The following is a 20,793-nucleotide window of genomic DNA, read 5'->3' as shown; positions in this document are numbered from 1 at the left end:
ACCGGAGGACGGACGGCCCCCGATGAGCGGCACACGAGTCCTGGCCCGTACGGGAGACCCCGCGTCACCGGGCGGCTACGAGGTCACCCTCGCCGCGGAGGGCACGGGCGTGCACGCCGCCCAGCGGCTCCGGCACGCCGTCTTCACCGAGGAGTTCGGCGACGGCGCCGTCCACGCCGTCGACGGCCGCGACGTGGACGCCTTCGACGCGCTCTGCGACCACCTCGTCGTCCACGCGACCGCCACCGGCGAACTCGTCGGCACTTACCGCCTGCTGCCCCCGCGAGCGGCACGCGCCGCCCGGAAGCTCTACGCCGACGGGGAGTTCGACCTCAGTGCCCTCGCGCCCCTGCGCGACGACCTCGTGGAGGCCGGGCGCGCCTGCGTCCACCCCCGCCACCGCAACGGCACCGTGATGCTCGCCCTGTGGTCCGGGATCCTCACCTACCTGACGCATCATCAACTGCGCTGGCTGTGCGGCTGCGCCTCCGTCCCCCTCGACGACGGCGGCCGCCGCGCGGCCCGCGCGTGGCGGACCACCCGCGAACGGCACTACGCACCCCTACCGCACCGGGTGAGCCCCCTCGTCCCGTGGCGGGCCGACGCCGTGCCGGAGGAGCCCGGCGGCGCCCTGTCCCCGCTGCTCCAGGGCTATCTGCGGCTGGGCGCCTGGGTGTGCGGACCACCGGCCTTCGACGCGGCCTTCGACGCCGCCGACCTGTTCGTCCTGCTGTCCCTGGACCGCGTGCCCCCCGGTTACCTCCGCCTGCTGCGAAGGATGAGCGGATGACGGCATCGCACCCCGCGGCCATCGCGCCCTGGCGGCCGCTCTCCTCCTGCGGGCGCGGCTGCCTGCGCCCCGGACCGCCGACCGTCGGCCGCCTCCGCCGCACGGCGCGGATCGCCGCGTTCCTGCTGCTGCTCGCCCACGTGCCCCTGGTGGCCCTGACACGGCTCGCCGGACACCGGGTCTCGGACGCCGCGTACCGCTGGTACATGCGCGGCATCCTGCGGTCAGTGGGCGTCCGCCGGACCGTGACGTTCCAGGAAGCACACACCCCCGCGGGCCCCGTGGCCCCCCTGGTCGTCAGCAATCACACGTCGTGGCTCGACGTCTCCGTGCTCCCCGCCGCGCTGCCCGTACGCCTGGTGAGCAGGGCCGACCTTCGCCGCTGGCCCGTCATCGGCTGGATCGCGGCCGTCGGCCGCAGCCTCTACGTCGACCGGGACCGGCTCTCCACGCTGCCGGACAGCGTCGCGCGCGTCGCCACGGCCCTGCGCCGCGGCGACGCCGTCGCCGTGTTCGCCGAGGGCACCACCTGGTGCGGTGCCGCCGGAGGCCGCTACCGCCCGGCCGCGTTCCAGGCCGCCCTCGACGCCGGAGCGGCCGTCCGCCCCGTCGCCCTCCGCTACCACGTCGCCGGCACGCTCACCACCACCGCCTCCTACGTGGGCTCCATGTCCGCCGCGGAGTCCCTGCGCCGCACCGTCGCGATCCGCGGGCTGACCGTCGACGTCACCGTCCTGCCCCTCATTCCCCCCGGCGCGACGCCCGACCGGCGGAGCCTCGCCGCGCTCGCCCAGCGCGCGGTCGACGCCCACCACCCCGTGGCCCTCCGCTGCTCCATGCGGCACTGCCCCGTGCCGCACGCCGTGTGCACCCGCTGCGCACGCACTCCCCGTGAGAACGAACCCGTCGCGAACGAACCGATGGCGAAGGACGACGATGAGCAGCAGCACGTACGAAACCCTGACCGAAGCCCTCGTCACCCGGATCGGCGTCGATCCCGGACAGCTGGCCCCTGAGCGCACGTTCGCGGAGCTGGCCCTGGACTCCATGGCCCTGGTCGAACTGGCCGTGGCCCTCGATGAACACGCCGAAGCCGTGCTCCCGCTGGAGGGCCTGAGCGGTCTGACCCTCGCCGAGGCGGCGGACCTGCTGTCCGCGCCGACGGCCGAACGATGAGCGAGGGCGACGTCGCCGTCACCGGCCTGGGGCTCGTCACGGCGGCCGGCGTCGGAGTGACCGCCACCTGGGAGGGGCTGCTGGCCGGCCGGAGCCGCGCCGCACCGGACCCCCGGCTCGCCGGACTGCCGGTCGACTTCTCCTGCGGGAGCGACTTCGACGCGGCCGGCGCGCTGGGGCGGCGGCTGGCCGCCCGGCTGGACCGGTTCAGCGCCATGGCCCTGGCCGCGGCCCGGGAGGCGGTCGCCGACGCCGGCCTCGACACCGCCGCCTGGGACCCGCTGCGGGTCGCCGTGGTGATCGGGGCGAGCAGCGCGTGCATGGAGCACTACGACCGGGAGTTCGCGTGGATGGCCGCCGGCCGCCCGGACCGCGTCTCACCCATGGCGATCATGCGCAGCATCCCCAACATGGCCGCGGGCGAGGTCGGCCTCGACCTCGGCACCCGCGGCCCCAACCTGGCCGTCTCCACCGCCTGCGCCTCCGGCGCCACGGCCATCGGAGTGGCCCGCGACCTGGTGCGGGCCGGCAGCTGCGACATCGCCCTCGCCGGGGGCAGCGAATCCCTGCGGGCCCGCAGCACCGCCGTCGGCTTCCACCAGATGCGCGCCCTGTCGGCCCGCGGCCACGACCCCGAGGGCGCGTCACGGCCGTTCGACGCCGACCGCGACGGCTTCGTCCTCGGCGAAGGAGCCGGCGTCCTCGTCCTCGAACGCCCCGCCCACGCCCGCGCCCGCGGCGCCCGCCCCAGGGCGCTGCTGCGCGGCTACGGAGCCTCCTGCGACGCCCACCACACGGTCGCCCCGCACCCGGACGGGCGCGGCGCGGCCGACGCCCTCCGCACGGCCCTCGCCGACGCGGGCCTCGCGCCCGGCGACGTCGATCACGTCAACGCCCACGGCACCGCCACGAGGATCAACGACCTGGCCGAGTACCGGGCCCTCGCCCGCGTCTTCCGCACCCCGCCGCCCGTCACCGCCCCGAAGAGCGTCCTCGGCCACGCCGCGGGCGGCTCGGGCGGCATCGAGGCGGCGTGCGCCGTCCTCACCCTCCAGCACCAGCTGATCCCGCCCACCGCGAACCTCGACAACCCCGACCCCGGCCTTCCCCTCGACATCGTCCGCAAGACACCGCGCCGGGCGAGGCTGACCACGGTGGTCAGCAATTCCTTCGGCTTCGGCGGTCAGAACGCGGTCCTGGTCTTCGGCACGGCGTGATTCCGCGTGTCCGCGTGGGTGGGGCCGCGTTCATATCAGGGCGAGGAGGCGGCCGCCGGCCGCCCCGGGCGGTCGTCGATCACGATCACCGCCCGCTGGGGCGCCTCCGCGCCGGAGTGACCGGCGTGCCCGGCATGTCCGGAGTGCCCGGCGGCCTGCGGGCGGTGGCCGGCCGGGCCGACCGTGTCCACGACGGCCGCGATGCGGTCGTAGAACTTCCTGGCCAGGGCGCAGTCGCCGGGGTCGGCGGCCCGACCCTGCTGCCGCACGGCGTTCAGGGCGGTGAGGATCGCCATCAGGCTGCGGCCCGACACGACGACGCTCGTCGCGCCGTCCTTCCCGGCGGTCACCTCGCCCGGGACCCTGAAGTGGGCGTTGCGGGCGGCCTGCTCCACGATGAACGCCCACGTGTCGCGGTGACAGATCAGCTCCGCGGCGCTGATCCCCGCGGCCTTCTCCAGCCGCTTTCCATGCGGGTCCCCGTCCGTTCCGGCGTCCGGGACCGCACCGAGGTCCGCGCGGTCATCACCGGTCCCGGCCCGGGCCTCAGCCCCGGCACCGGCCCTGGAGAGGGTGCCGGCCGCTTCCCTGCGTGCGGTGTCCTCCCTGCGTACGGCGTCCTCCCGGCGGGCCGCGTCTTCCCGGCGCGCGGCGGCCTCGGCCTGCAGCTCCTGCCGCAGCGCTTCCGTCTCCCGGCGGTGCTCGGCGGCGTCCTTGTGCACGTCCTGCACGGTGCGCCGCAGCTCGCGCAGCTCCTCCCGCAGCTCGCCGTTCTGGCGGCGCAGTTCGAGGAACCCGTCACGGAGCGCCTTGCCGAGCTCGCCCTTCAGGCCGGTTATGGCCTCCAGGATCCGCCCCGCCGATCCGTCGTCCGCCGATTTCCCCCACCAGCCCATGCGGTTCCCCGTTCGTTCGGCCGACCCGGTGACCGGGACCTTTCAAGGATCCCGGCCCTCCGCCGGCAGGGAGCGCGGTCGGTCCGGGGTGGCCGGTTCACGCCTCATGGCCGTCCGGATCGGCTTTGTTGCGCGGCGCGCGAGGACCGGCCCCGCCGCGCCCGCCTCACTCCTCACCGGTCTTCGCCGGCCCCGTGACGGTCCCGCCGTGAGCCGCGTCTCACCCGCGCGGCGCCTCTTGTCTATGAAACGAGTTGCATAGAAGGATCCGTGCCATGGCGCTCGAGCACGCGATCCTCGTCTCCCTGCTGGAGAAGCCGGGCTCCGGCTACGAGCTGGCCCGGCGCTTCGAGCGGTCCATCGGGTACTTCTGGACCGCCACCCACCAGCAGATCTACCGCGTCCTCAAGCGCATGGAGGCCGACGGCCTCCTCGACGTCCGCGAGGTGCCGCAGCAGGGCCGGCCGGACAAGAAGGAGTACTCCGTCGCCACTCCCGGCCGGACCGCCCTCTCGCAGTGGCTCCACGAGCCGATCGAACCGGAGAGCGTCCGGCACGACCTCGCCGTGAAGATCCGCGGCGCGGCCTTCGACGACCCCGCCGCACTGATCCGCGAGGTCGAACGGCACCACCGGGCGCACTCCGGCCGGCTCGCGCACTACCTCGCGGGGGAGCAGCGCGACTTCACCGGGCCCGAGGCGCCCGCACCGCCCGACGCCGGGCAGGAACTGCAGCACGTCGTCCTGCGCGGCGGCATCGCGTACGAGCGGATGACGCTCGCCTGGCTCGACGACGTCCTCGCCACGCTCCACCGGCTCCACGCCGGGCACTGAACCGGCGCCGGACCGCGGCGCCCGCACCACAGCACCGCCCCCGAAACCCTCCGACAAGCCGGAAAGGCGAATCCCCATGGCCGACCCGCTCCTCTTCAACCCGCGCACCTACGACCCCGCGCACTTCGACCCCGAGACCCGCAGGCTGCTGCGCGCCACCGTCGACTGGTTCGAGGAGCGCGGCAAGCGCAAGCTGATCGAGGACTACCGCTCCCGCGCCTGGCTGGCGGACTTCCTCGCGTTCTCCGCCAAGGAGGGCCTGTTCGCGACGTTCCTGACCCCCGCCTCCGCCGCCGGCGGAGCGAAGGACAAGCGCTGGGACACCGCCCGCATCGCCGCCCTCAACGAGATCTTCGGCTTCTACGGGCTCGACTACTGGTACGCGTGGCAGGTCACCATCCTCGGCCTCGGCCCCGTCTGGCAGAGCGACAACGCCACGGCCCGCGCCCGCGCCGCGGAACTCCTCTCCGAGGGCGAGGTGTTCGCCTTCGGCCTCTCCGAGAAGGCCCACGGCGCCGACATCTACTCCACCGACATGCTGCTGGAGCCCGACGGCCACGGCGGCTTCCGCGCCACCGGCTCCAAGTACTACATCGGCAACGGCAACGCCGCGGGCCTCGTCTCCGTCTTCGGCCGCCGCACCGACGTCGAGGGCCCCGACGGCTACGTCTTCTTCGCCGCCGACAGCCGTCACACCGCCTACCACCTGGTGAAGAACGTCGTCGACTCGTCGAAGTACGTCAGCGAGTTCCGCCTGGAGAACTACCCGGTCGGCCCCGACGACATCCTGCACACCGGCCGCGCCGCCTTCGACGCCGCCCTCAACACCGTCAACGTCGGCAAGTTCAACCTCTGCACCGGCGCGATCGGCATCTGCGAGCACGCGATGTACGAGGCCGTCACCCACGCGCACAACCGCATCCTCTACGGCCGCCCCGTCACCGCCTTCCCGCACGTGCGCCGCGAGCTGACCGACGCTTACGTCCGCCTCGTCGGGATGAAGTTGTTCAGCGACCGCGCCGTCGACTACTTCCGCTCCGCCGGGCCCGACGACCGCCGCTACCTCCTCTTCAACCCCATGACGAAGATGAAGGTGACCACGGAGGGCGAGAAGGTCATCGACCTCATGTGGGACGTCATCGCCGCCAAGGGCTTCGAGAAGGACACGTACTTCGCCCAGGCCGCCACCGAGATCCGGGGCCTGCCGAAGCTGGAGGGCACGGTCCACGTCAACCTCGCCCTGATCCTCAAGTTCATGGGCAACCACCTGCTGAACCCGGCCGAGTACGCCCCCGTGCCGACCCGCCTCGACGCGGCCGACGACGCGTTCCTCTTCCGGCAGGGGCCCGCCCGCGGCCTGGGCTCCATACGCTTCCACGACTGGCGCGCCGCCTACGACGCCTACGCCCACGTGGCCAACGTCGGCCGCTTCCGCGAGCAGGCCGACGCCCTCTGCGCGTTCGTCACCACGGCCGCCCCGGACGAGGAGCAGAGCCGCGACCTCGACCTCCTCCTCGCCGTCGGGCAGCTCTTCGCGCTCGTCGTCCACGGCCAGCTGATCCTGGAGCAGGCGCGCCTGACCGGCCTCGACGAGGACGTGCTCGACGAGCTGTTCGCCGTCCTCGTCCGCGACTTCTCCGCGCACGCCGTCGAGCTGCACGGCAAGGACTCCGCCACCGAGGAGCAGCAGGCCTGGGCGCTGGGCGCGGTCCGCCGCCCGGTCGCCGACGACGCCCGCTCGGCGCGCGTGTGGGAGCGGGTCGAGGCGCTGTCCGGGGCGTACGAGATGGCGCCGTAGCCCGTCCGGTGACGCAGCCGGTGGGGCGCGCCGATGTGCGCCCCACCGTCCCGCGGGCGGCCGCTACCCGCGCGGTCCGCCCCCGGGGTCGACGACGAAGTCGAACGTCGCCTCCTTGGCGGGGCCCGCCTGGCGGACGTTCATGAGCAGGGCCGCGTTGAAGATCGGGTCGGTGTTGTTGCGGGGCTCGCCGGGGAAGTACAGCTGCGTCGTCAGGAGCGGGCCGCCCGGAGCCTGCACCTTGACGTGGAGGTGGCGGGTGCGGCCCGGGTAGAGCCCCGGCACGATCGTCGTCAGCGTGAACCCGCCCCGGCCGTCCGTGTACTGGTGCCCCCTCAGCCGGAAGCCGGTGTTGTCGTACGCGCCCGAGGCGTCCGCCTGCCAGAAGTCCAGCAGGGCGTGCGCGACGGGCCGGCAGCCGGTCCCGAAGACGTAACCGGCGACCGTGAGCCGGGTGCCCCGCGTCCCCGGCTCCAGCAGGGAGGCGCGCTCGGGGGAGGCCGGCTTGAAGTAGGGGCCCTCTATCTGCGGGGGCGTCGGGTCGTCCCCGTCGTCGCAGAACGGGGTCGGCGGCAGCGGGCCGTCCGAGGGCCGGTGGTCCCGGGCGAGGGCCGCGCCGCCGCCGATCAGCGCGGGCAGCGGCAGGGCGACGAGCGCCGCCTTGAGCAGGGTCTTGCGGCTCAGCGGGCGCCGGCCCGCCGCTTCCGGAACGCCCGTGCGGGCGTGGTCGTCCGTCATGGTCCGCCTCCTCGGCATCGAGGGCATCGAGTGGTTCCCCGATGAACCTAGGAAGGCGAGCGGCGCGGATCGATGGACTCCGTTCGGTGAACGTGGTGATTGCCGTTGCCGTCCGGCCGGGCCGTCGCCGCCCGCGCCGTCGCCGCCCGGCGGCGGAAGTCTCCGGGGCTGACCCCGGTCTCCCGGCGGAAGAAGCGGCAGAAGTACGCGGGATCGGCGAAGCCCACGCGCCGGGCTACCTGGCCGACACCCAGGTCCGAGCCGGTCAGCAGGCGCTTCGCCTCCAGCGTCCGGGCCGCGCGGAGCAGCTCGCCGGGCGTGCGGCCGGTCGTCTGCTTGACGGCCTCGTTCAGATAGCCGACCGAGACGCCGAGGCGCGCCGCGTACGCCCCGACCGACCGCTCGGCACCCGTCGTCGCGGCGAGCAGCAGGCCGAACTCCCTCGCGACTTCGGCCGCCCGGCCCGGCGCGGGGTCCGGTCTTCGCGCACCGGGCAGGCGCAGCGCGCGGACGAGCAGGATGTGCAGGTACGCCTCCAGGACGGACGCGTAGCCGTCCGCTTTCGCCGCGAACTCCGCTCCCATCGCCCGGACCAGCGAGCCGATGCCCGCCGCGTCGTCGCCCCCTCCGGAGGGGGCGGCGGGGAGCTGCAGCCACTGCCGTTCGCCGAGCGCGTGCAGCAGCTCGCGGTCGCCGGGGCGGGCCAGCAGGAAGTCCTCGCCGAACAGCAGCAGTACGCCGCGCAGGCCCGACGCGCGCTCCCAGTAGTGCACCTGCCCGGGCAGGACGACGCACAGGTGGGGGAGGTGGGGGTCCAGGGGCCTGCGGACGAGGTCGATGACGTGCGCACCCGCGCCGCCGGTCACGTAGACCACCTCGTAGAACGTGTGCCGGTGCGGGTAGCCCGCCCGCGCGTCGGGGCCGAAGGCGTCGAAGGAGCCCATGGCGAACGGCGGCACCTGCGGCGGTGCGACGTGCAGGCGGTGCAGGGGAAGGGGATCGGCGGGCGGTGTGCGGCCGGGCGTGCGGCTGGTCATGTCTGCTGGGCTCCGTTCTGCGCACGGACCGGGAGGCGTTCTTCCGGCTCCGGCCGGCACCTCCCGGGGCCTACCGGCCTACCCCTCGCCGGGCCGATGATGCCCGGGCCGGAGCCGGTACACCACGTTCCTGCGCAGCGGTCCCTCGGGCACCTCCGGGTCGTCGAAGTCGTCCGCGGGGTCATGGGTCATGCCGATGCGGCGCATCACCGCCCGCGACCGGAGGTTGGTGGCCGTCGTCACGGCCAGGATCTCCGGCAGGCCGAGGCTCTCGAAGCCGAAGGCCACGACGGCCAGGGCGGCTTCGGTGGCGTAGCCGTGCCCCCAGGCGGGGCGGGCCAGCCGCCAGCCGGCCTCCACCCCCGTGAACGGCATGTCCTCCTCCACCGGGTCCAGCCCGGCGAACCCGATGAACTCCCCGGTGGCCGCAACCTCCACCGCCCACCACCCCCAGCCCCGCCGGCCGAGGTCGTCCTGGAAGCGGGCGGCGGACGCCGCGCTCCGCTCCGGTGTGAGCACGTCCGGGAAGTACCGGCGGACTTCGGGGTCGGCGTTCATGGCGGCCCAGGGGCGAGGTCGGAATCCCGCCACTCCCGGAGCAGCAGGCGTGCGGTGCGCAGTTCGGGCATTCCGCCAACGTAGTGTGACGGCCGGGGCGGGGCGACCGGATTTCCCCGGCCGCGCGGGGGTTGAAGCTGCCGCTGCGGCAGCTTCTACCGTCGTGACGAGGGCCGGAGAAGCCGGCCCGGTGAGGCGCTCGTGAGGGAGGCGGCGATGGCCTGGCCGATCGCGGAGGTCGCCCGGATGTCGGGCGTGACGGCCCGGACGCTGCGGCACTACGACGAGATCGGCGTGCTGCCGCCGGCGTGGATCGGCAGCAACGGGCACCGCTACTACGAGGAGCGGCAGCTTCTGCGGCTGCAGCAGATCCTCGTGCTGCGGGAGCTGGGCCTGGGACTGGCCGAGATCGGCCGGGTCCTGGCCGCGCAGGTCGACGAACTGGAGGCCCTGCGCGGCCACCACCGCCGGCTGCTCGCCGAGCGGGACCGGCTGGACGCCCTGGCCGGCACCGTCTCCCGCACGATCACCGAACTGGAGCAGTCCAGGAAGGACGGCAGTCCCATGATCGACATCAACCGGCCGGAGAACCTGTTCGAAGGCATCCGGCCCGACCAGTACATGAAGACCATGCGCGACTTCCCGGAGCTGGCCGGGGCGGTCGAGCAGGCCACCGCGGCGATGAGCGAGGCCGAGATCGAGGCCGGGCACCGCGAGCGCACGGCGCAGATGATCCGGCTGGCCGAACTCCTGGCCGCCGGCGAGCCCGCCGACGGCGAAGCGGCGCAGGCCGAGACCGGCGCGCAGTACCGGGCCCTGGTCCGCATCCGGGCGGTCACCGCCGAGGAGTTCCGCGCGCTCGGCCGCTCCTGCGTGGAGAACGTCCCTTGGCGCGCGGCGTACGAGTCGATCGCCCCGGGCCTGGCCGCGTACCAGCGCGACGCCATCGAGGCGTACGTCAGGACGCGGCTGAGCTGAACGTCCCGGGAGTCCCCACCGCGGGGCGCGTGCCGGCGGCGGGGACTCACGGGGCCGAAGTGCGGCGCCCGGCTCGGACCCCGGGGAACGGGGATCGAACGGGCGCCGCGGGCCGGGCCGTTCAGGGCGCCGGCCGGCTCAGACGGCGAACGGGCCGCCGTCGCCGAACGCCCGCTCGGCGAAGCGCTCGCCGATGCGGCGCAGGCCGGCGGCGTCCGGGTGGATCTCGTCGGGCAGCGGCAGCTCGGCGAAGTCCGCCTCGCCGTACAGCTCGCGGCCGTCCAGGTAGTGCAGGTTCGCGTCACCGGCCGCCACGCGCTGCGCGACGATGCGCGCGAGCTCCTCCCGGATGACGCGGAGCGTCAGCCGCGAGGGGTCCGACGGGTCGCCGAGCGCCCGGAACCGCAGCTTCCCGCCCTCGAAGTCCGGTGCGCCGGGGCCCGGAGTGTCCTCCTGGATGGGGCACAGGACGGAGGAGACGACCAGCAGCGGCGTCGTGGGGTGCCCGTCGCGGATCGTGTCGAGGAAGCCGTGCACGGCGGGCGCGAAGGCCCGTACGCGCATCAGGTCGAGGTTGACCAGGTTGATGCCGAGCTTGACGCTGATCAGGTCCGCGGGGACGTCCCGCATGGTGCGGGCGACGAACGGATCGAGGAGGGCGTTGCCGCCGAAGCCCAGGTTCACCAGCTCCACGCCGCCCAGGGCGGCGGCGACCGCCGGCCAGGTCCCGGTCGGGCCCTCGGCGTTGGTGCCGTGGCTGATCGAACTGCCGTGGTGGAGCCACACCCTGCGGCCGCTGTCCGGCGCGGCCTCGACGGGGGCGTCGGTGCGCAGTGCGATCAGCTCGGCGGTCTCCTTGTTGGGCAGCCAGATCTCGACGTCCTTCTCGCCGGCGGGCAGTCCGCCGAACCGCACGCTGCCGGGCGGCCCCGGCCGCATCTCCGCGGCCTGGGTGGCGAGGTCGATGGTGAGGACGTTGCCGCCGCTCGCTTCGGCCCGCCCGGCCGGCCGGCCGTCGACGACCAGGTCGTACGCGCCGCCGGGCAGCGGCGGAATGCCCTTGTAGACCGTCTTCGTGTGGAGCACGTCCAGCTCGACGGCGGTGGCACGGGTGCGGAAGGCCAGCCGCACGCCGGAGGGCTGCGCCTCCATCATGGCCAGGGTCGGGTCGGGGAACTGCTCGCGGGCCCAGGAGGGCAGCCGGTGCGGCCGGACGCCGAGCGCGGTGCGCTCCACGTCGAGGGCGCCGCGCAGGAAGCGCGCTTCGACGGGCGTGGTGATCCAGTCGGTGGGAGCCTCGTGGTGGGGCTCTTGGCCGGGGGTGTCGTTGAGCGGGGCATTCATGGTCACAGCCTGTCAACCTAGTAGGTGATGCGCACACGAATTTCGTCCGGCCCGCGTGGTGACGTTGTGTAGCGAGCCACGACAGGGCGCGCCCATTGCTGCGGTCCGGCCTCGTCGTGCCGGGCCCGCGCCCCCATGCCCGGGGAACTTCGTCGCGTCCATGTGCCGGGGAACTCCGTAGGATGGGAAGCGGCAAGGATCTCCTTTCCGGAGGAAGTGATGGGAAGCGGACCGTTCCGGTCGCCCCGCCGTCCCGGCCCCGGCGGCTCGTGGCTCGCGTGCGCGGGACGCGCCGCGCCGCCCCGAGGGATCCCCCGCTGAGCCGGCCGCACAGCCGACGGCGGGCCTGACCGGCCCCGTTCGCCGCAGTGCGCCGCAGGGGTTGTCATGACGGGGTTCATGGCGCGCGCCGGACCCACTCGGGCGGATTCCGTTCCGGGCGGCTTGCCGCAGCCGTCCGCCGGCGGCCCTCCGCCCGGGCGGCCCCCGGTGCGGCTTTTCGAACGCGCATGCGACGGTGGTCCGGTGGGCGTTGCCGGCGATCCGGCCGGCGTTCCCGTCCCCGGCGCTTCCCGCCCGGCGGCAGACCCCCGTGGAGGCACCCCATGACCTCGCCCCTGCAGCCCGGCACCCCTAGGGGCCCGCACGTCCGCGGCGACCTGCCCGGCCCCCGCTCGGCCGAACTCCTCGCGCGCCAGGAACGGCGGGAGTCGTCCGCCCGCACCTACCCCCGCCACCTGCCCATCGCGCTGGCGGACGGCGCCGGCAGCTTCGTCCGGGACGTCGACGGGAACGTCTTCATCGACTTCCTCGCCGGAGCGGGCGTGCTCTCGCTCGGCCACAGCCACCCCGAACTCGTCCGCGTCGTCGCCCGCCAACTGGACCTCCTCGCCCACGGCCTGGACTTCCCCACGCCCGCCAAGGACGAGTTCACCGAGGCCCAGCTGTCCATGCTGGCGCCGGAGCTGCGCGAGCGCATGAAACTGCACTTCTGCGGGCCCACCGGAGCGAATGCGGTCGAAGCCGCCGTCAAACTCTGCAAGACCGCGACCGGCCGCGGCGACATCGTCTCCTTCCAGGGCGCCTTCCACGGCAGCACGCACGCCGCCATGGCGCTGAGCGGACTCGTGTCCCCGAAGGAACCCGTGCGCAACGGCATGCCCGGCGTCCACTTCTTCCCGTACTCCTACTGCAGCCGGTGCCCCGTCGGCCTGACGCCCGACAGCTGCGCCACGAACTGCGCCACCTACCTGGAACACGCGCTCAACGACGGCAACGGAGGCATCCCCCTACCCGCCGCCGTGATCATCGAACTCGTGCAGGGCGAAGGCGGGACCATCCCCGCCCGCACCGACTTCGTACGCCGCGTGCGCGACCTGACCCGGGCCCTCGGCATCCCCCTCATCGCCGACGAGGTGCAGACCGGCTGCGGGCGCACCGGAACGTGGTTCGCCTTCGAGCAGTACGGCATCGAACCGGATGTCATCGTGGCGTCCAAGGCGCTCAGCGGCATCGGCCTGCCGGTCGCCCTCATCCTCTACGACGCGGCGCTCGACGTCTGGTCGCCCGGCGCGCACATCGGCACCTTCCGCGGGAACCAGCTGGCCTTCGCCGCGGGAGTGGAGGCGATCCGCATCATGCGGCGCGACGACGTCCTCGGCAACGTCCGCCGGCGCGGCGAACAACTCGCGGACCGCCTCGCGGAGCTGACCGCGGACCCATGGGTCCGCGACGTGCGGGGCCGCGGCCTGATGTGGGGCGTCGAACTGGCCGACCCGGACGACGGCACCCCCGCGACCGGGATCGCCTCCGCCGTCCAGGCCCACGCCCTGCGGCACGGCCTCATCGTCGAACGCGGCGGGCGCGACGACGCCGTCGTACGGCTCCTCCCGCCCCTCAACGTCACCCCCGACGTGGTGGACACGGCCTGCTCGATCCTCGTGGACGCCGTCTCCGCGTGCAGCCCCCGGGCGCCCGGCCGCCACGACCGCCCCGCCCCGGCCGGAACCGGACGCCCGGCCTAGGCAGAGAGGAGTCACGCGATGACCCTCATCGTCCAGAAGTACGGCGGCTCCTCGGTGCGGAGTACCGAGCGGATCAAGCACGTGGCGGAGCGCATCGTGGCGACGCGCGAAGCGGGTCACGACGTCGTCGTCGTGGTGTCCGCCATGGGCGACACCACCGACGAGCTCCTCCGCCTGGCGGGCGAGGTGACGCCCGCACCCTCCCCGCGCGAACTGGACATGCTGCTGGCGGCGGGCGAGCAGGTCTCGAACGCGCTCACCGCGATGGCGATCCACGCCCTCGGCGGGCGGGCATGCTCCTTCTCGGGCCCCCAGGCCGGCGTGATCACCACGGCGACCCACGGCCGGGCCCAGGTCATCGCCGTCGAGCCGCAGCGCGTCCGGGCGGCGCTCGACCGCGGAGAGATCGTCCTGGTGGCCGGATTCCAGGGGCTCAGCCGGGAGACCGGGGAAGTCACCACCCTTGGGCGCGGCGGATCCGACACCACGGCGATCGCCCTGGCGGCGGCGCTCGGAGCGGAGGTGTGCGAGATCTGCACAGACGTCGACGGCGTCTACACCGCCGACCCCAAGGTGTTCCCCGGAGCCCGGCTGCTGCGCCACGTGACGTACGAGACCATGCTGGAGATGGCCGTCCAGGGCGCCGAGGTGCTGGCCCTGCGCAGCGTGGAATACGCCCGCCGGCACGGGGTCACCGTCCACGTGCGGTCCTCGTACCACGGCCTCCCCGGCACGGTGGTCTCGGACGCGGCGTACGCGGCGGAGGGCATCGTGCCCCGGGCGGAGACCGCGGGCGCCGCCCCCGCCCGTGAGCGGGCGAATCCGGCTGTGACGCCGGTGCCCCCGGCTCCGGGAGCTCCCGGCGGCTTGGGCGGCCCGGGCGGTCCGGTCGGGCCCGGCTCCACAGAGACGATCTTCCACGCGCTGTCGGAGGCGGGCACCGCGGTCGGCGCCGCCGACCCGCCCGTGCCGCCGGAACCCGCATCCTGCGCCTGCTCCGGGAACCCCTCCGGTGAGCAGACGGGCATGACGGGTTGCGCCGCGGCCGCGCGCATCGCCGCACCGCGCAAGGCGGCGGGCTGAGGGCGGACGCTCCCGGCCGCCGTCCCGGCTATGAGGCCGCTCAGTGCCGGTGTGACGGCCACCGGTGCGCGCTCTGCGCCGCTTCGATCTTCTTCCAGGACCGCGGCTCAGGGGCCCGAGCCTGCGACGCGAGCGAGGACGCGCCGCCGCCACCGCCCGCCCGGGGCATCGGCGCCGGCTTCGAGGGCGTGAACAGCCAGGCGTCGAAGAGCCTCTGCAACGGCTTCCCGGAGACCCGCTCCGAGAGCCGCACGAAGTCCTGCACCGTGGCGTTCCCGTACCGCCGTTCCTCCTGCCACCGCTTGAGGACGGCGAAGAAGTCCCTGTCGCCGATCCGGTTGCGGAGCGCCTGGAGGGCCATGGCCCCGCGCCGGTACACGGCGTTGTGGAAAGGCTGGCCGGCGCCCGGGTCGGCGGGTCTCACCTGCCAGAACGGGTCGTCGGCGGGGGTGGAGGAATAGGCGTGGTCGGCGAGTTCCTGTGCGGTGCCCTCGCCCTCCTTCTCCGACCACAGCCACTGCGCGTACGTCGCGAATCCCTCGCTCAGCCAGAGGTCGCGCCAGTTCCGCACCGAGACGCTGTTGCCGAACCACTGGTGCGCCGTTTCGTGGACGACGACCTCCATGAACGCGCCGTTCTCGAACATGCCGGGCGTGTAGAACGGCCGCGTCTGGGTCTCGACCGCGCCGTAGCCGGGCACGTCCGGCACGAAACCGCCCGCCGCGGCGAAGGGGTACGGCCCGAAGAGGGAGCTCTCCCAGTCGACGACCTCGCCGGTGCGCTCCAGGCTGGCCCTGGCCGGAGCGAGGTTGTCGCCGAGGCCCTTGCCGTAGGCGTTGACGACGGGGATGCCGCTCGCGGTCGTGCCCTCGGTGATGTCGAACCTGCCGATGGCGAGCGTGCTCAGGTAGGTGGCCTGCGGCGCGGCCGAGCGCCAGTTGTACCGCGTCCAGCCCAGCTTCGAGGTTCGCGAGGCCAGTACGCCGTTGCTGATCGCCTGGAGCCCGTCCGGCACGGCGACGGAGATGTCGTAGGTGGCCTTGTCGGACGGGTGGTCGTTGCTCGGGTACCACCAGGGCGCCGACGTCGGCTCGTCGACGACGACCGCCCCGTCCGCGGTGCGGTGCCAGGCCGCGGCGCCGTCGATCTTCTTCTCCGACGGCGTGCCGCCGTAGCGGACGACCACGGTGAGCGGGCTGCCCTGTGCCAGGGCCGTGGCGGGCGTGACCTCCAGCTCGTGCGTCCCGGACCTGGCGAAGGCCGCCTTCTTGCCGTTGACCAGGACCTCGTCGACGTCGAGGAGGAAGTCCAGGTTGAAGCGGCTCAGGTTCCGGGTCGCGGTCGCGAGGAGGGTCGCCGTCCCGTCCAGGCGGTCCGTCCGTGGCTGGTACTTCAGCCGGAGGTCGTAGTGGGCGACGTCGTAGCCGCCGTTGCCGGCGTCGGGGTAGTACGGGTCCCCGACGCCGGCCGCTCCCGGGGCCGGACCGGCGGCCGAGGCCGGGACGGCGAGCAGCAGACAGGCGGCGACGGCGCTGGTCAGGGTGGTTAATCCGCGACGCATGTGATCGTTCCCCACTCGTAGGCAAGATCGGGTTCCCGAAGCCTAAGGAAGGAACGGAGGGGCGGGAAGTGCGAACACTGCGGGTGGCGGAGCCGTCGCTGTCGGCGACTCGGGCGCGCCCGCGGTGTGAGGCCGCCCATGAGGCGCGCGTCACTTACGAAATGCGTTAGTGGGCGCGGTGGCGGAATAGAGGGGAAAGGCGGGCGGATTTCCGGGGCCTATGAATGGGGGTAGTAGGTCACAGGCCTTGTCAGGGGTTTTCGCCGCCGCTAACAATTACGGGGTCGCTGGGCGCCGTCGACCGAGGAACGGCGCTTCGTTATTGCGCCGCTTCAGGGCCGGGCGACATCCGCGATTGGGAAGGTTCAGCTCTCTTATGCGCTCCACCATCTCCGGCTATACCCGTCTTCCGAAGATTCACAAGTTCTCTGTTGCCGGCATTGCCGCGACGGGTGCCGCTGTGGTTGCGGTGGCTGTCGCTCCGCACGCTTTTGCCGCCGACACCGCTTCGGCTTCGTCCGTGAAGCCGGTGGCGTGGAGTGCTGAGGCTTTCGGTGAGACGCAGCAGGACGCGCTGGAGCAGCAGAGTGCCGCTGCTGTCACGGCCGCCAAGGCTGATGCCGGTGCCGTCGTGGTGAAGGCGAAGGCTGAGCAGGAGCGTGCGGAGAAGCAGGCCGCCAACCGTTCCACCGAGCGCAAGGCTCTGGAGGCCAAGCCCGCCCCCGCCAAGCCCGCCGCTCCGGCCAAGCCGGCTGCTCCGGCGAAGAAGGCTTACGCCAATAACGTGGACGGCTGGATCAGCGAGGCCCTGGACATTCTGCGGGCCAAGGGCATCCCGGCTTCGTATGACGGCATCAAGCGGAACGTGATGCGTGAGTCGACGGGTAACCCGCGTGCGATCAACGGCTGGGACGTCAATGCCGTGAATGGTGTGCCGTCGAAGGGTCTGCTGCAGATGATCGACCCGACGTTCAAGGCGTATCACGTCGAGGGCACGTCCTGGGACATCTACGACCCGGTCGCCAACATCACCGCTGCCTGTAACTACGCGGCCGACAAGTACGGCTCGATGGACAACGTGAACTCCGCGTACTAATCCGTCACAGGCGGCATGAACCACCGTGAGGGCGGTGGCACCCCGGACCCCCGGGGCGCCACCGCCCTTCGCGTCGTACGGTCACGGCTTGCGTCTGATGGCGATCAGCGCGGCGTCGTCGCCGAGGGATCCGCCCGCGTGGGCGAGCAGGTCCTCGTGGAGGCGCCGGACCAGCCGCCGGGGGTCCCGTTCGCCCCACGACGCCAGGCGCTCGGTGAGGGGGTAGAAGGCGCCGTGGGCGTCGCGGGCCTCGATGACGCCATCGGTGTAGAGCAGGAGCAGGTCGCCGTCGGGGAAGTCGAAGGTCTCGGCCTCGTAGTCGGCTTCCGTCGTGGCTGTTCCCAGGCCGAGGGGCAGGTACGGGTCGGGGACCTCCAGGGATACGACTTCGCCGCCGCGGACGAGGAGCGGCGGCGGGTGGCCGCAGTCGATGACGCGGACCCGGGGCAGGCCGTCGGGGATCTCCAGCACGGCCGCCGTGACGAAGCCCTCCCCGGCGGCGAGGTCGTCGGCCGGTTCCTGGGACTCCCAGTACACGATGTTGTGCAGGTGGGCGACCAGCCGGGGGAGCGGGGGGAAGCGGTGCGCGGCGGCGCGGAAGGCGCCGAGGAGCAGGGCGGCGTCCCCCACGGCCGTGAAGCCCTTGCCGCGGCAGTCGCCGATCATGACGCGGGTGGCGTCCCGGGCGCGGACCGCCGCGTACAGGTCGCCGCCGATCTGCGCCTCGGCCTCGGCCGCCACGTAGGCCGAAGCCAGCTCCAGCGGGCCGATCTGCGCCGGGAGGGGCTTGAGCAGGACCTTCTGGGCCACGTCGGCGACCCAGCGGGCGCGGTCGAGCGCTTGTTGGTGCCGCTCGTGGACGGCGCGGAAGGCGACGAGGAAGGCGGTGGCCAGGAACAGGGCGGCCGTCTGCGTCTGGTGGTCCGCCGTCGAGGTGCGGCCGAAGAGGACGCCCAGGATGATCTGGGCGGTGACCGCCACGACGCCGATCGCCGCGGTCAGCCGCGCGCTGCCGAAGGTCGCGGTGAGCGCCGGTGCGACCACGAGCAGCGGGCCGAGGTGGATGTCCGGGCCGGTCGCCAGGTCGGCCACCATGATCACGGCGATCAGCCCCAGAGGTGCGGCAAGCAGCGCGCGTCGGCCCCCTGAGTGACGGGGCCCCGCCGGCGGGAACGGGATGCGCATGTCCCTTGCTTACCGCCCGCCTCCGCCGTACGGTCCCTGCGACACGTGGCCGGGGGAGGGACAGGACGGCGTCAGACGGCGTCCAGCGCCGGGGCGATCACGGCGAACGCGCGGTCGATCAGCTCGTCCGGGTCCTCGGCCCCGTCGCTGCCGCTCCACCGGTGCAGCACCGCGTCGAAGGCGGTCAGGGCCATCCCGGCGGCCAGCCGCGGATACAGGTCGGTGCCGGGGTCGAGCCCCAGGCGGTGCGCCAGTTCCGCCGCCAGGTCGTCGCGCCACTGCGCCTGGCGCTCCAGGAAGCGCGCGTGCAGGGCGGGGGTGCGCAGGATCAGCCGGACCACGCGCAGGGCCCTGTCGGAGTGGTCGGCGCAGGTGGCGATGGGGACGCCCACGGTGTGCCGCAGGGCTGCGGAGGGCCGCTCCTGGGGGGAGCGGGCCGCGAGCTCCGTGCGCATGTCGGCGCCCATGCCGGCCAGGAACTGGACGACCACGTCCTCCTTGGACGCGAAGTAGCGGAAGAACGTCCGCTTGGACACGCCGGCGGCTGTCGCGATCTCGTCGATCGTGACCGCGTCGAACCCCTTCGAAGCCAGTAGTTGCAGCGCCGCTTCGGTCAGCTCGTTCGAGACGAGCTGCCGCTTGCGCTCGGCCATGGTCACTTCAGGGCGGGTACTCACCGGACGATGGTAACGCCATGCCTTGTATGGCACTCAGACGCGCCTTGACACCGAGTGACACGAGAGGCAATGTGTGCCGCATGACGAAGCAGGCGAAGCAGCAGCAGTGGACCGCCGAGCAGATGCCGGACCAGACCGGGCGGGTGTTCGTCGTCACCGGAGCCAACAGCGGCCTCGGTCTGGCGACCACCCGGGCGCTCGCCCACCGGGGCGGGCACGTGATCCTCGCGGTGCGCGACGAGGAGAAGGGCCGCAGGGCGGCCGCCGGCATCACCGCGGAACGGCCCGGCGCCCGGCTCGAAGTGCGCCGGCTCGACCTGGCCGACCTCGACTCGGTCCGGGTCTTCTCCGAACGGCTGTATGCCGACCACCCGCGGCTGGACGTGCTCATCAACAACGCCGGCGTGATGGCGCCGCCCCGGTCGCTGAGCGCGCAGGGCCACGAGCTGCAGTTCGCCTGCAACCACCTCGGCCACTTCGCGCTCACCGGGCTGCTGCTCGACCTGCTGACCGCCGGGCGCGACCCCCGCGTGGTCACGGTGAGCTCGGTCAACCACCGCAAGGCGAGCCTCCGCTTCGACGACCTCGCCGGCGAGCGCACGTACACGCCCATGGGCTTCTACAACCAGTCGAAGCTCGCCAACGCCGTCTTCGGGTACGAACTCCACCGGCGGCTGGCCGGCGCCGGCAGCCCGGTGCGCAGCGTGCTCGCCCACCCCGGCTACACCGCCACCAGCCTGCAGATGAAGGAGACGACCGGCCTCCTGCGGTTCGCCCTCGGCAGGATCGGCAACCCGCTCTTCGCCCAGACCCCCGCCCGGGGCGCGCTGCCGCAGCTCTTCGCGGCCACCGCCCCGAACGTGGCGGGCGGGCAGTTCATCGGCCCGGACGGCGCGGCCGAGCTGCGCGGCGCCCCGACGCTGGTGCCGCTCGCCCCCGCGGCGGCCGACGGCGCGACCGCGCGGCGCCTGTGGGAGCTGTCGGAGCGGATGACGGGTGTCCGGTTCGCGATTCCGGCCGCTGCCTGACCCGGTCCGTCCCCGTCCGGCCCGGCCGTCGTTTCCACACCCTCCGTGGTGAGATCCTTCTGCGGAGGTGCGAGGTTAGGTGCACCAGTTGCACTGGTTCCGGCCGTGGAGGACGAAGATGTACGCGATATCCCTGGGCGACGACGGCGCGGAGCTGCGCCCGCTCGAACCGTGGCAGGCCCAGGAGTTCCTGGCCCACGTGGACCGGGGACGCGAGTTCATCGGGCAGCACAACGGGCTGCCCGACGTCATCACGGACCTCGCGTCGAGCCGGGCGTTCCTGCAGACGTACGCGGAGAAGGCCGCGGCCGACACCGGGCGGCTCTGCGGCATCTGGTGGGACGGCACGCTGGTCGGCGCGGTCTGCCTGCGGACGATGGACGTCGGACAGGGCAATGCCGAGGCGGGCTGCTGGCTGGAACCGGCGGGAGTGGGCAAGGGCCTGGTGACCCGAGCCGTACGCGCGCTCATCGACTGGGCCGTGAAGGAGCGGGGCATCCACCGCGTGGAGTGGTGGGTCTCCGCGGAGAACGAGCCCAGCAAGGCCGTGGCCCGGCGCCTCGGCATGACGAAGGACGGCGTCCTGCGCGAGAGCTTCCTGTACCGCGGCAAGCGGCACGACGAGGAGATCTGGTCGGTGCTCGCCCCGCAGTGGCGAGCGGCCGAGCGGGCTTCGTGAGCCCGGCGTGAGCCCGGCGTGAGTCCGGTCTGAGTCCGGCTTGACCCGGCCGGCACCGGCGGGTCGCGCGGTCCGGGGAGCCCGGCGCCTCCGCG

Annotated in this window: 20 protein-coding genes; 12 read left to right on the top strand and 8 right to left on the bottom strand. The window is 73.4% G+C overall.

Features of this window, described 5'->3' with window-relative positions:
- Window positions 1-22 precede the first annotated feature (22 nt).
- Genes B7P34_RS10465 through B7P34_RS10450 form a run of 4 tightly spaced genes read left to right on the top strand, consistent with a single transcriptional unit; the run spans window position 23 to window position 3,183 of the window.
- Window positions 23-790, top strand: a complete 768-nt coding sequence (locus B7P34_RS10465; protein ID WP_106675563.1) for a GNAT family N-acetyltransferase — start codon at window positions 23-25, stop codon at window positions 788-790.
- Window positions 787-1,806: a lysophospholipid acyltransferase family protein gene (locus B7P34_RS10460; RefSeq protein ID WP_106675562.1), complete on the top strand. Its 1,020-nt coding sequence runs from the start codon at window positions 787-789 to the stop codon at window positions 1,804-1,806. The genes B7P34_RS10465 and B7P34_RS10460 overlap by 4 nt, the downstream gene beginning before the upstream one ends.
- Window positions 1,727-1,966: an acyl carrier protein gene (locus B7P34_RS10455; protein ID WP_106675561.1), complete on the top strand. Its 240-nt coding sequence runs from the start codon at window positions 1,727-1,729 to the stop codon at window positions 1,964-1,966. The genes B7P34_RS10460 and B7P34_RS10455 overlap by 80 nt, the downstream gene beginning before the upstream one ends.
- Window positions 1,963-3,183 (top strand): beta-ketoacyl-[acyl-carrier-protein] synthase family protein, encoded by a 1,221-nt coding sequence (locus B7P34_RS10450; protein WP_106675560.1) that lies wholly within the window; start codon window positions 1,963-1,965, stop codon window positions 3,181-3,183. Before B7P34_RS10455 ends, B7P34_RS10450 begins: the two co-directional genes overlap by 4 nt.
- Before the next feature lie 35 nt (window positions 3,184-3,218).
- Here the strand turns inward: B7P34_RS10450 and B7P34_RS10445 are convergent, their stop codons facing one another.
- A complete protein-coding gene (locus B7P34_RS10445; RefSeq protein WP_106675559.1) occupies window positions 3,219-4,079 on the bottom strand; it encodes a hypothetical protein in 861 nt (286 codons plus the stop codon).
- Between the two features lie 275 nt (window positions 4,080-4,354).
- Here B7P34_RS10445 and B7P34_RS10440 point away from each other — a divergent pair, with 275 nt between their 5' ends.
- Window positions 4,355-4,912: a PadR family transcriptional regulator gene (locus B7P34_RS10440; protein ID WP_106675558.1), complete on the top strand. Its 558-nt coding sequence runs from the start codon at window positions 4,355-4,357 to the stop codon at window positions 4,910-4,912.
- A gap of 76 nt (window positions 4,913-4,988) precedes the next feature.
- Window positions 4,989-6,710 carry an acyl-CoA dehydrogenase family protein gene (locus tag B7P34_RS10435; protein WP_106675557.1) on the top strand — a complete coding sequence of 574 codons (1,722 nt, stop codon included), beginning with the start codon at window positions 4,989-4,991 and terminating at the stop codon, window positions 6,708-6,710.
- A 63-nt stretch (window positions 6,711-6,773) separates the two neighbouring features.
- On the opposite strand, the gene B7P34_RS10430 is transcribed toward B7P34_RS10435, so the two are convergent.
- From B7P34_RS10430 to B7P34_RS10420, 3 genes are all read right to left on the bottom strand, one after another.
- Complete coding sequence (locus B7P34_RS10430) at window positions 6,774-7,448, bottom strand: dioxygenase (RefSeq protein WP_106675556.1); 675 nt, start codon at window positions 7,446-7,448, stop codon at window positions 6,774-6,776.
- 47 nt (window positions 7,449-7,495) lie between these two features.
- A complete protein-coding gene (locus tag B7P34_RS10425; RefSeq protein ID WP_106675555.1) occupies window positions 7,496-8,485 on the bottom strand; it encodes a helix-turn-helix transcriptional regulator in 990 nt (329 codons plus the stop codon).
- Between the two features lie 78 nt (window positions 8,486-8,563).
- Window positions 8,564-9,043: a GNAT family N-acetyltransferase gene (locus B7P34_RS10420; RefSeq protein WP_223267709.1), complete on the bottom strand. Its 480-nt coding sequence runs from the start codon at window positions 9,041-9,043 to the stop codon at window positions 8,564-8,566.
- A gap of 216 nt (window positions 9,044-9,259) precedes the next feature.
- On the opposite strand from B7P34_RS10420, the gene B7P34_RS10415 reads away from it, so the two are divergent.
- Complete coding sequence (locus tag B7P34_RS10415) at window positions 9,260-10,021, top strand: MerR family transcriptional regulator (protein ID WP_106675554.1); 762 nt, start codon at window positions 9,260-9,262, stop codon at window positions 10,019-10,021.
- A gap of 138 nt (window positions 10,022-10,159) precedes the next feature.
- Here the strand turns inward: B7P34_RS10415 and B7P34_RS10410 are convergent, their stop codons facing one another.
- Window positions 10,160-11,365, bottom strand: coding sequence for an SGNH/GDSL hydrolase family protein (locus B7P34_RS10410; RefSeq protein WP_106675575.1), 1,206 nt, complete (start codon window positions 11,363-11,365; stop codon window positions 10,160-10,162).
- Between the two features lie 605 nt (window positions 11,366-11,970).
- On the opposite strand from B7P34_RS10410, the gene B7P34_RS10405 reads away from it, so the two are divergent.
- Together B7P34_RS10405 and B7P34_RS10400 are read left to right on the top strand one after the other, a co-directional pair.
- Window positions 11,971-13,389: an aspartate aminotransferase family protein gene (locus B7P34_RS10405; protein WP_106675553.1), complete on the top strand. Its 1,419-nt coding sequence runs from the start codon at window positions 11,971-11,973 to the stop codon at window positions 13,387-13,389.
- Window positions 13,390-13,407: 18 nt separating this feature from the next.
- Window positions 13,408-14,472: an aspartate kinase gene (locus tag B7P34_RS10400; protein WP_106675552.1), complete on the top strand. Its 1,065-nt coding sequence runs from the start codon at window positions 13,408-13,410 to the stop codon at window positions 14,470-14,472.
- A gap of 40 nt (window positions 14,473-14,512) precedes the next feature.
- Here B7P34_RS10400 and B7P34_RS10395 read toward each other — a convergent pair whose 3' ends face one another.
- Window positions 14,513-16,033, bottom strand: a complete 1,521-nt coding sequence (locus B7P34_RS10395; protein WP_106675551.1) for a M1 family metallopeptidase — start codon at window positions 16,031-16,033, stop codon at window positions 14,513-14,515.
- A 376-nt stretch (window positions 16,034-16,409) separates the two neighbouring features.
- On the opposite strand from B7P34_RS10395, the gene B7P34_RS10390 reads away from it, so the two are divergent.
- On the top strand, window positions 16,410-17,129 hold the full coding sequence (locus tag B7P34_RS10390) for a transglycosylase SLT domain-containing protein (RefSeq protein ID WP_106675550.1): 720 nt from the start codon (window positions 16,410-16,412) through the stop codon (window positions 17,127-17,129).
- 81 nt (window positions 17,130-17,210) lie between these two features.
- Here the strand turns inward: B7P34_RS10390 and B7P34_RS10385 are convergent, their stop codons facing one another.
- Window positions 17,211-18,224 carry a PP2C family protein-serine/threonine phosphatase gene (locus tag B7P34_RS10385; RefSeq protein ID WP_223267708.1) on the bottom strand — a complete coding sequence of 338 codons (1,014 nt, stop codon included), beginning with the start codon at window positions 18,222-18,224 and terminating at the stop codon, window positions 17,211-17,213.
- A gap of 161 nt (window positions 18,225-18,385) precedes the next feature.
- Window positions 18,386-18,991, bottom strand: coding sequence for a TetR family transcriptional regulator (locus B7P34_RS10380; protein WP_223267707.1), 606 nt, complete (start codon window positions 18,989-18,991; stop codon window positions 18,386-18,388).
- A gap of 80 nt (window positions 18,992-19,071) precedes the next feature.
- On the opposite strand from B7P34_RS10380, the gene B7P34_RS10375 reads away from it, so the two are divergent.
- Together B7P34_RS10375 and B7P34_RS10370 are read left to right on the top strand one after the other, a co-directional pair.
- Complete coding sequence (locus B7P34_RS10375; protein ID WP_189382664.1) at window positions 19,072-20,019, top strand: oxidoreductase; 948 nt, start codon at window positions 19,072-19,074, stop codon at window positions 20,017-20,019.
- Window positions 20,020-20,137: 118 nt separating this feature from the next.
- Complete coding sequence (locus B7P34_RS10370) at window positions 20,138-20,698, top strand: GNAT family N-acetyltransferase (protein ID WP_106675546.1); 561 nt, start codon at window positions 20,138-20,140, stop codon at window positions 20,696-20,698.
- Window positions 20,699-20,793 lie beyond the last annotated feature (95 nt).

This window comes from Streptosporangium nondiastaticum, from assembly GCF_003011965.1.
Classification (GTDB): Bacteria; Actinomycetota; Actinomycetes; order Streptomycetales; family Streptomycetaceae; genus Streptomyces; species Streptomyces nondiastaticus.
Note: the sequence above shows the minus strand (reverse complement) of the source record. Positions and strands in the feature narration are given on the sequence as shown.

Coding starts and splice junctions, on each gene's coding strand:
- B7P34_RS10375 (WP_189382664.1), top strand. CDS start 19,072: ATGACGAAGCAGGCGAAGCAGCAGCAGTGGACCGCCGAGCAGATGCCG.
- B7P34_RS10435 (WP_106675557.1), top strand. CDS start 4,989: ATGGCCGACCCGCTCCTCTTCAACCCGCGCACCTACGACCCCGCGCAC.
- B7P34_RS10415 (WP_106675554.1), top strand. CDS start 9,260: ATGGCCTGGCCGATCGCGGAGGTCGCCCGGATGTCGGGCGTGACGGCC.
- B7P34_RS10420 (WP_223267709.1), bottom strand. CDS start 9,043: ATGAACGCCGACCCCGAAGTCCGCCGGTACTTCCCGGACGTGCTCACA.
- B7P34_RS10370 (WP_106675546.1), top strand. CDS start 20,138: ATGTACGCGATATCCCTGGGCGACGACGGCGCGGAGCTGCGCCCGCTC.
- B7P34_RS10430 (WP_106675556.1), bottom strand. CDS start 7,448: ATGACGGACGACCACGCCCGCACGGGCGTTCCGGAAGCGGCGGGCCGG.
- B7P34_RS10405 (WP_106675553.1), top strand. CDS start 11,971: ATGACCTCGCCCCTGCAGCCCGGCACCCCTAGGGGCCCGCACGTCCGC.
- B7P34_RS10400 (WP_106675552.1), top strand. CDS start 13,408: ATGACCCTCATCGTCCAGAAGTACGGCGGCTCCTCGGTGCGGAGTACC.
- B7P34_RS10455 (WP_106675561.1), top strand. CDS start 1,727: ATGAGCAGCAGCACGTACGAAACCCTGACCGAAGCCCTCGTCACCCGG.
- B7P34_RS10465 (WP_106675563.1), top strand. CDS start 23: ATGAGCGGCACACGAGTCCTGGCCCGTACGGGAGACCCCGCGTCACCG.
- B7P34_RS10445 (WP_106675559.1), bottom strand. CDS start 4,079: ATGGGCTGGTGGGGGAAATCGGCGGACGACGGATCGGCGGGGCGGATC.
- B7P34_RS10450 (WP_106675560.1), top strand. CDS start 1,963: ATGAGCGAGGGCGACGTCGCCGTCACCGGCCTGGGGCTCGTCACGGCG.
- B7P34_RS10390 (WP_106675550.1), top strand. CDS start 16,410: ATGCGCTCCACCATCTCCGGCTATACCCGTCTTCCGAAGATTCACAAG.
- B7P34_RS10410 (WP_106675575.1), bottom strand. CDS start 11,365: ATGAATGCCCCGCTCAACGACACCCCCGGCCAAGAGCCCCACCACGAG.
- B7P34_RS10440 (WP_106675558.1), top strand. CDS start 4,355: ATGGCGCTCGAGCACGCGATCCTCGTCTCCCTGCTGGAGAAGCCGGGC.
- B7P34_RS10425 (WP_106675555.1), bottom strand. CDS start 8,485: ATGACCAGCCGCACGCCCGGCCGCACACCGCCCGCCGATCCCCTTCCC.
- B7P34_RS10460 (WP_106675562.1), top strand. CDS start 787: ATGACGGCATCGCACCCCGCGGCCATCGCGCCCTGGCGGCCGCTCTCC.
- B7P34_RS10395 (WP_106675551.1), bottom strand. CDS start 16,033: ATGCGTCGCGGATTAACCACCCTGACCAGCGCCGTCGCCGCCTGTCTG.
- B7P34_RS10385 (WP_223267708.1), bottom strand. CDS start 18,224: ATGGTGGCCGACCTGGCGACCGGCCCGGACATCCACCTCGGCCCGCTG.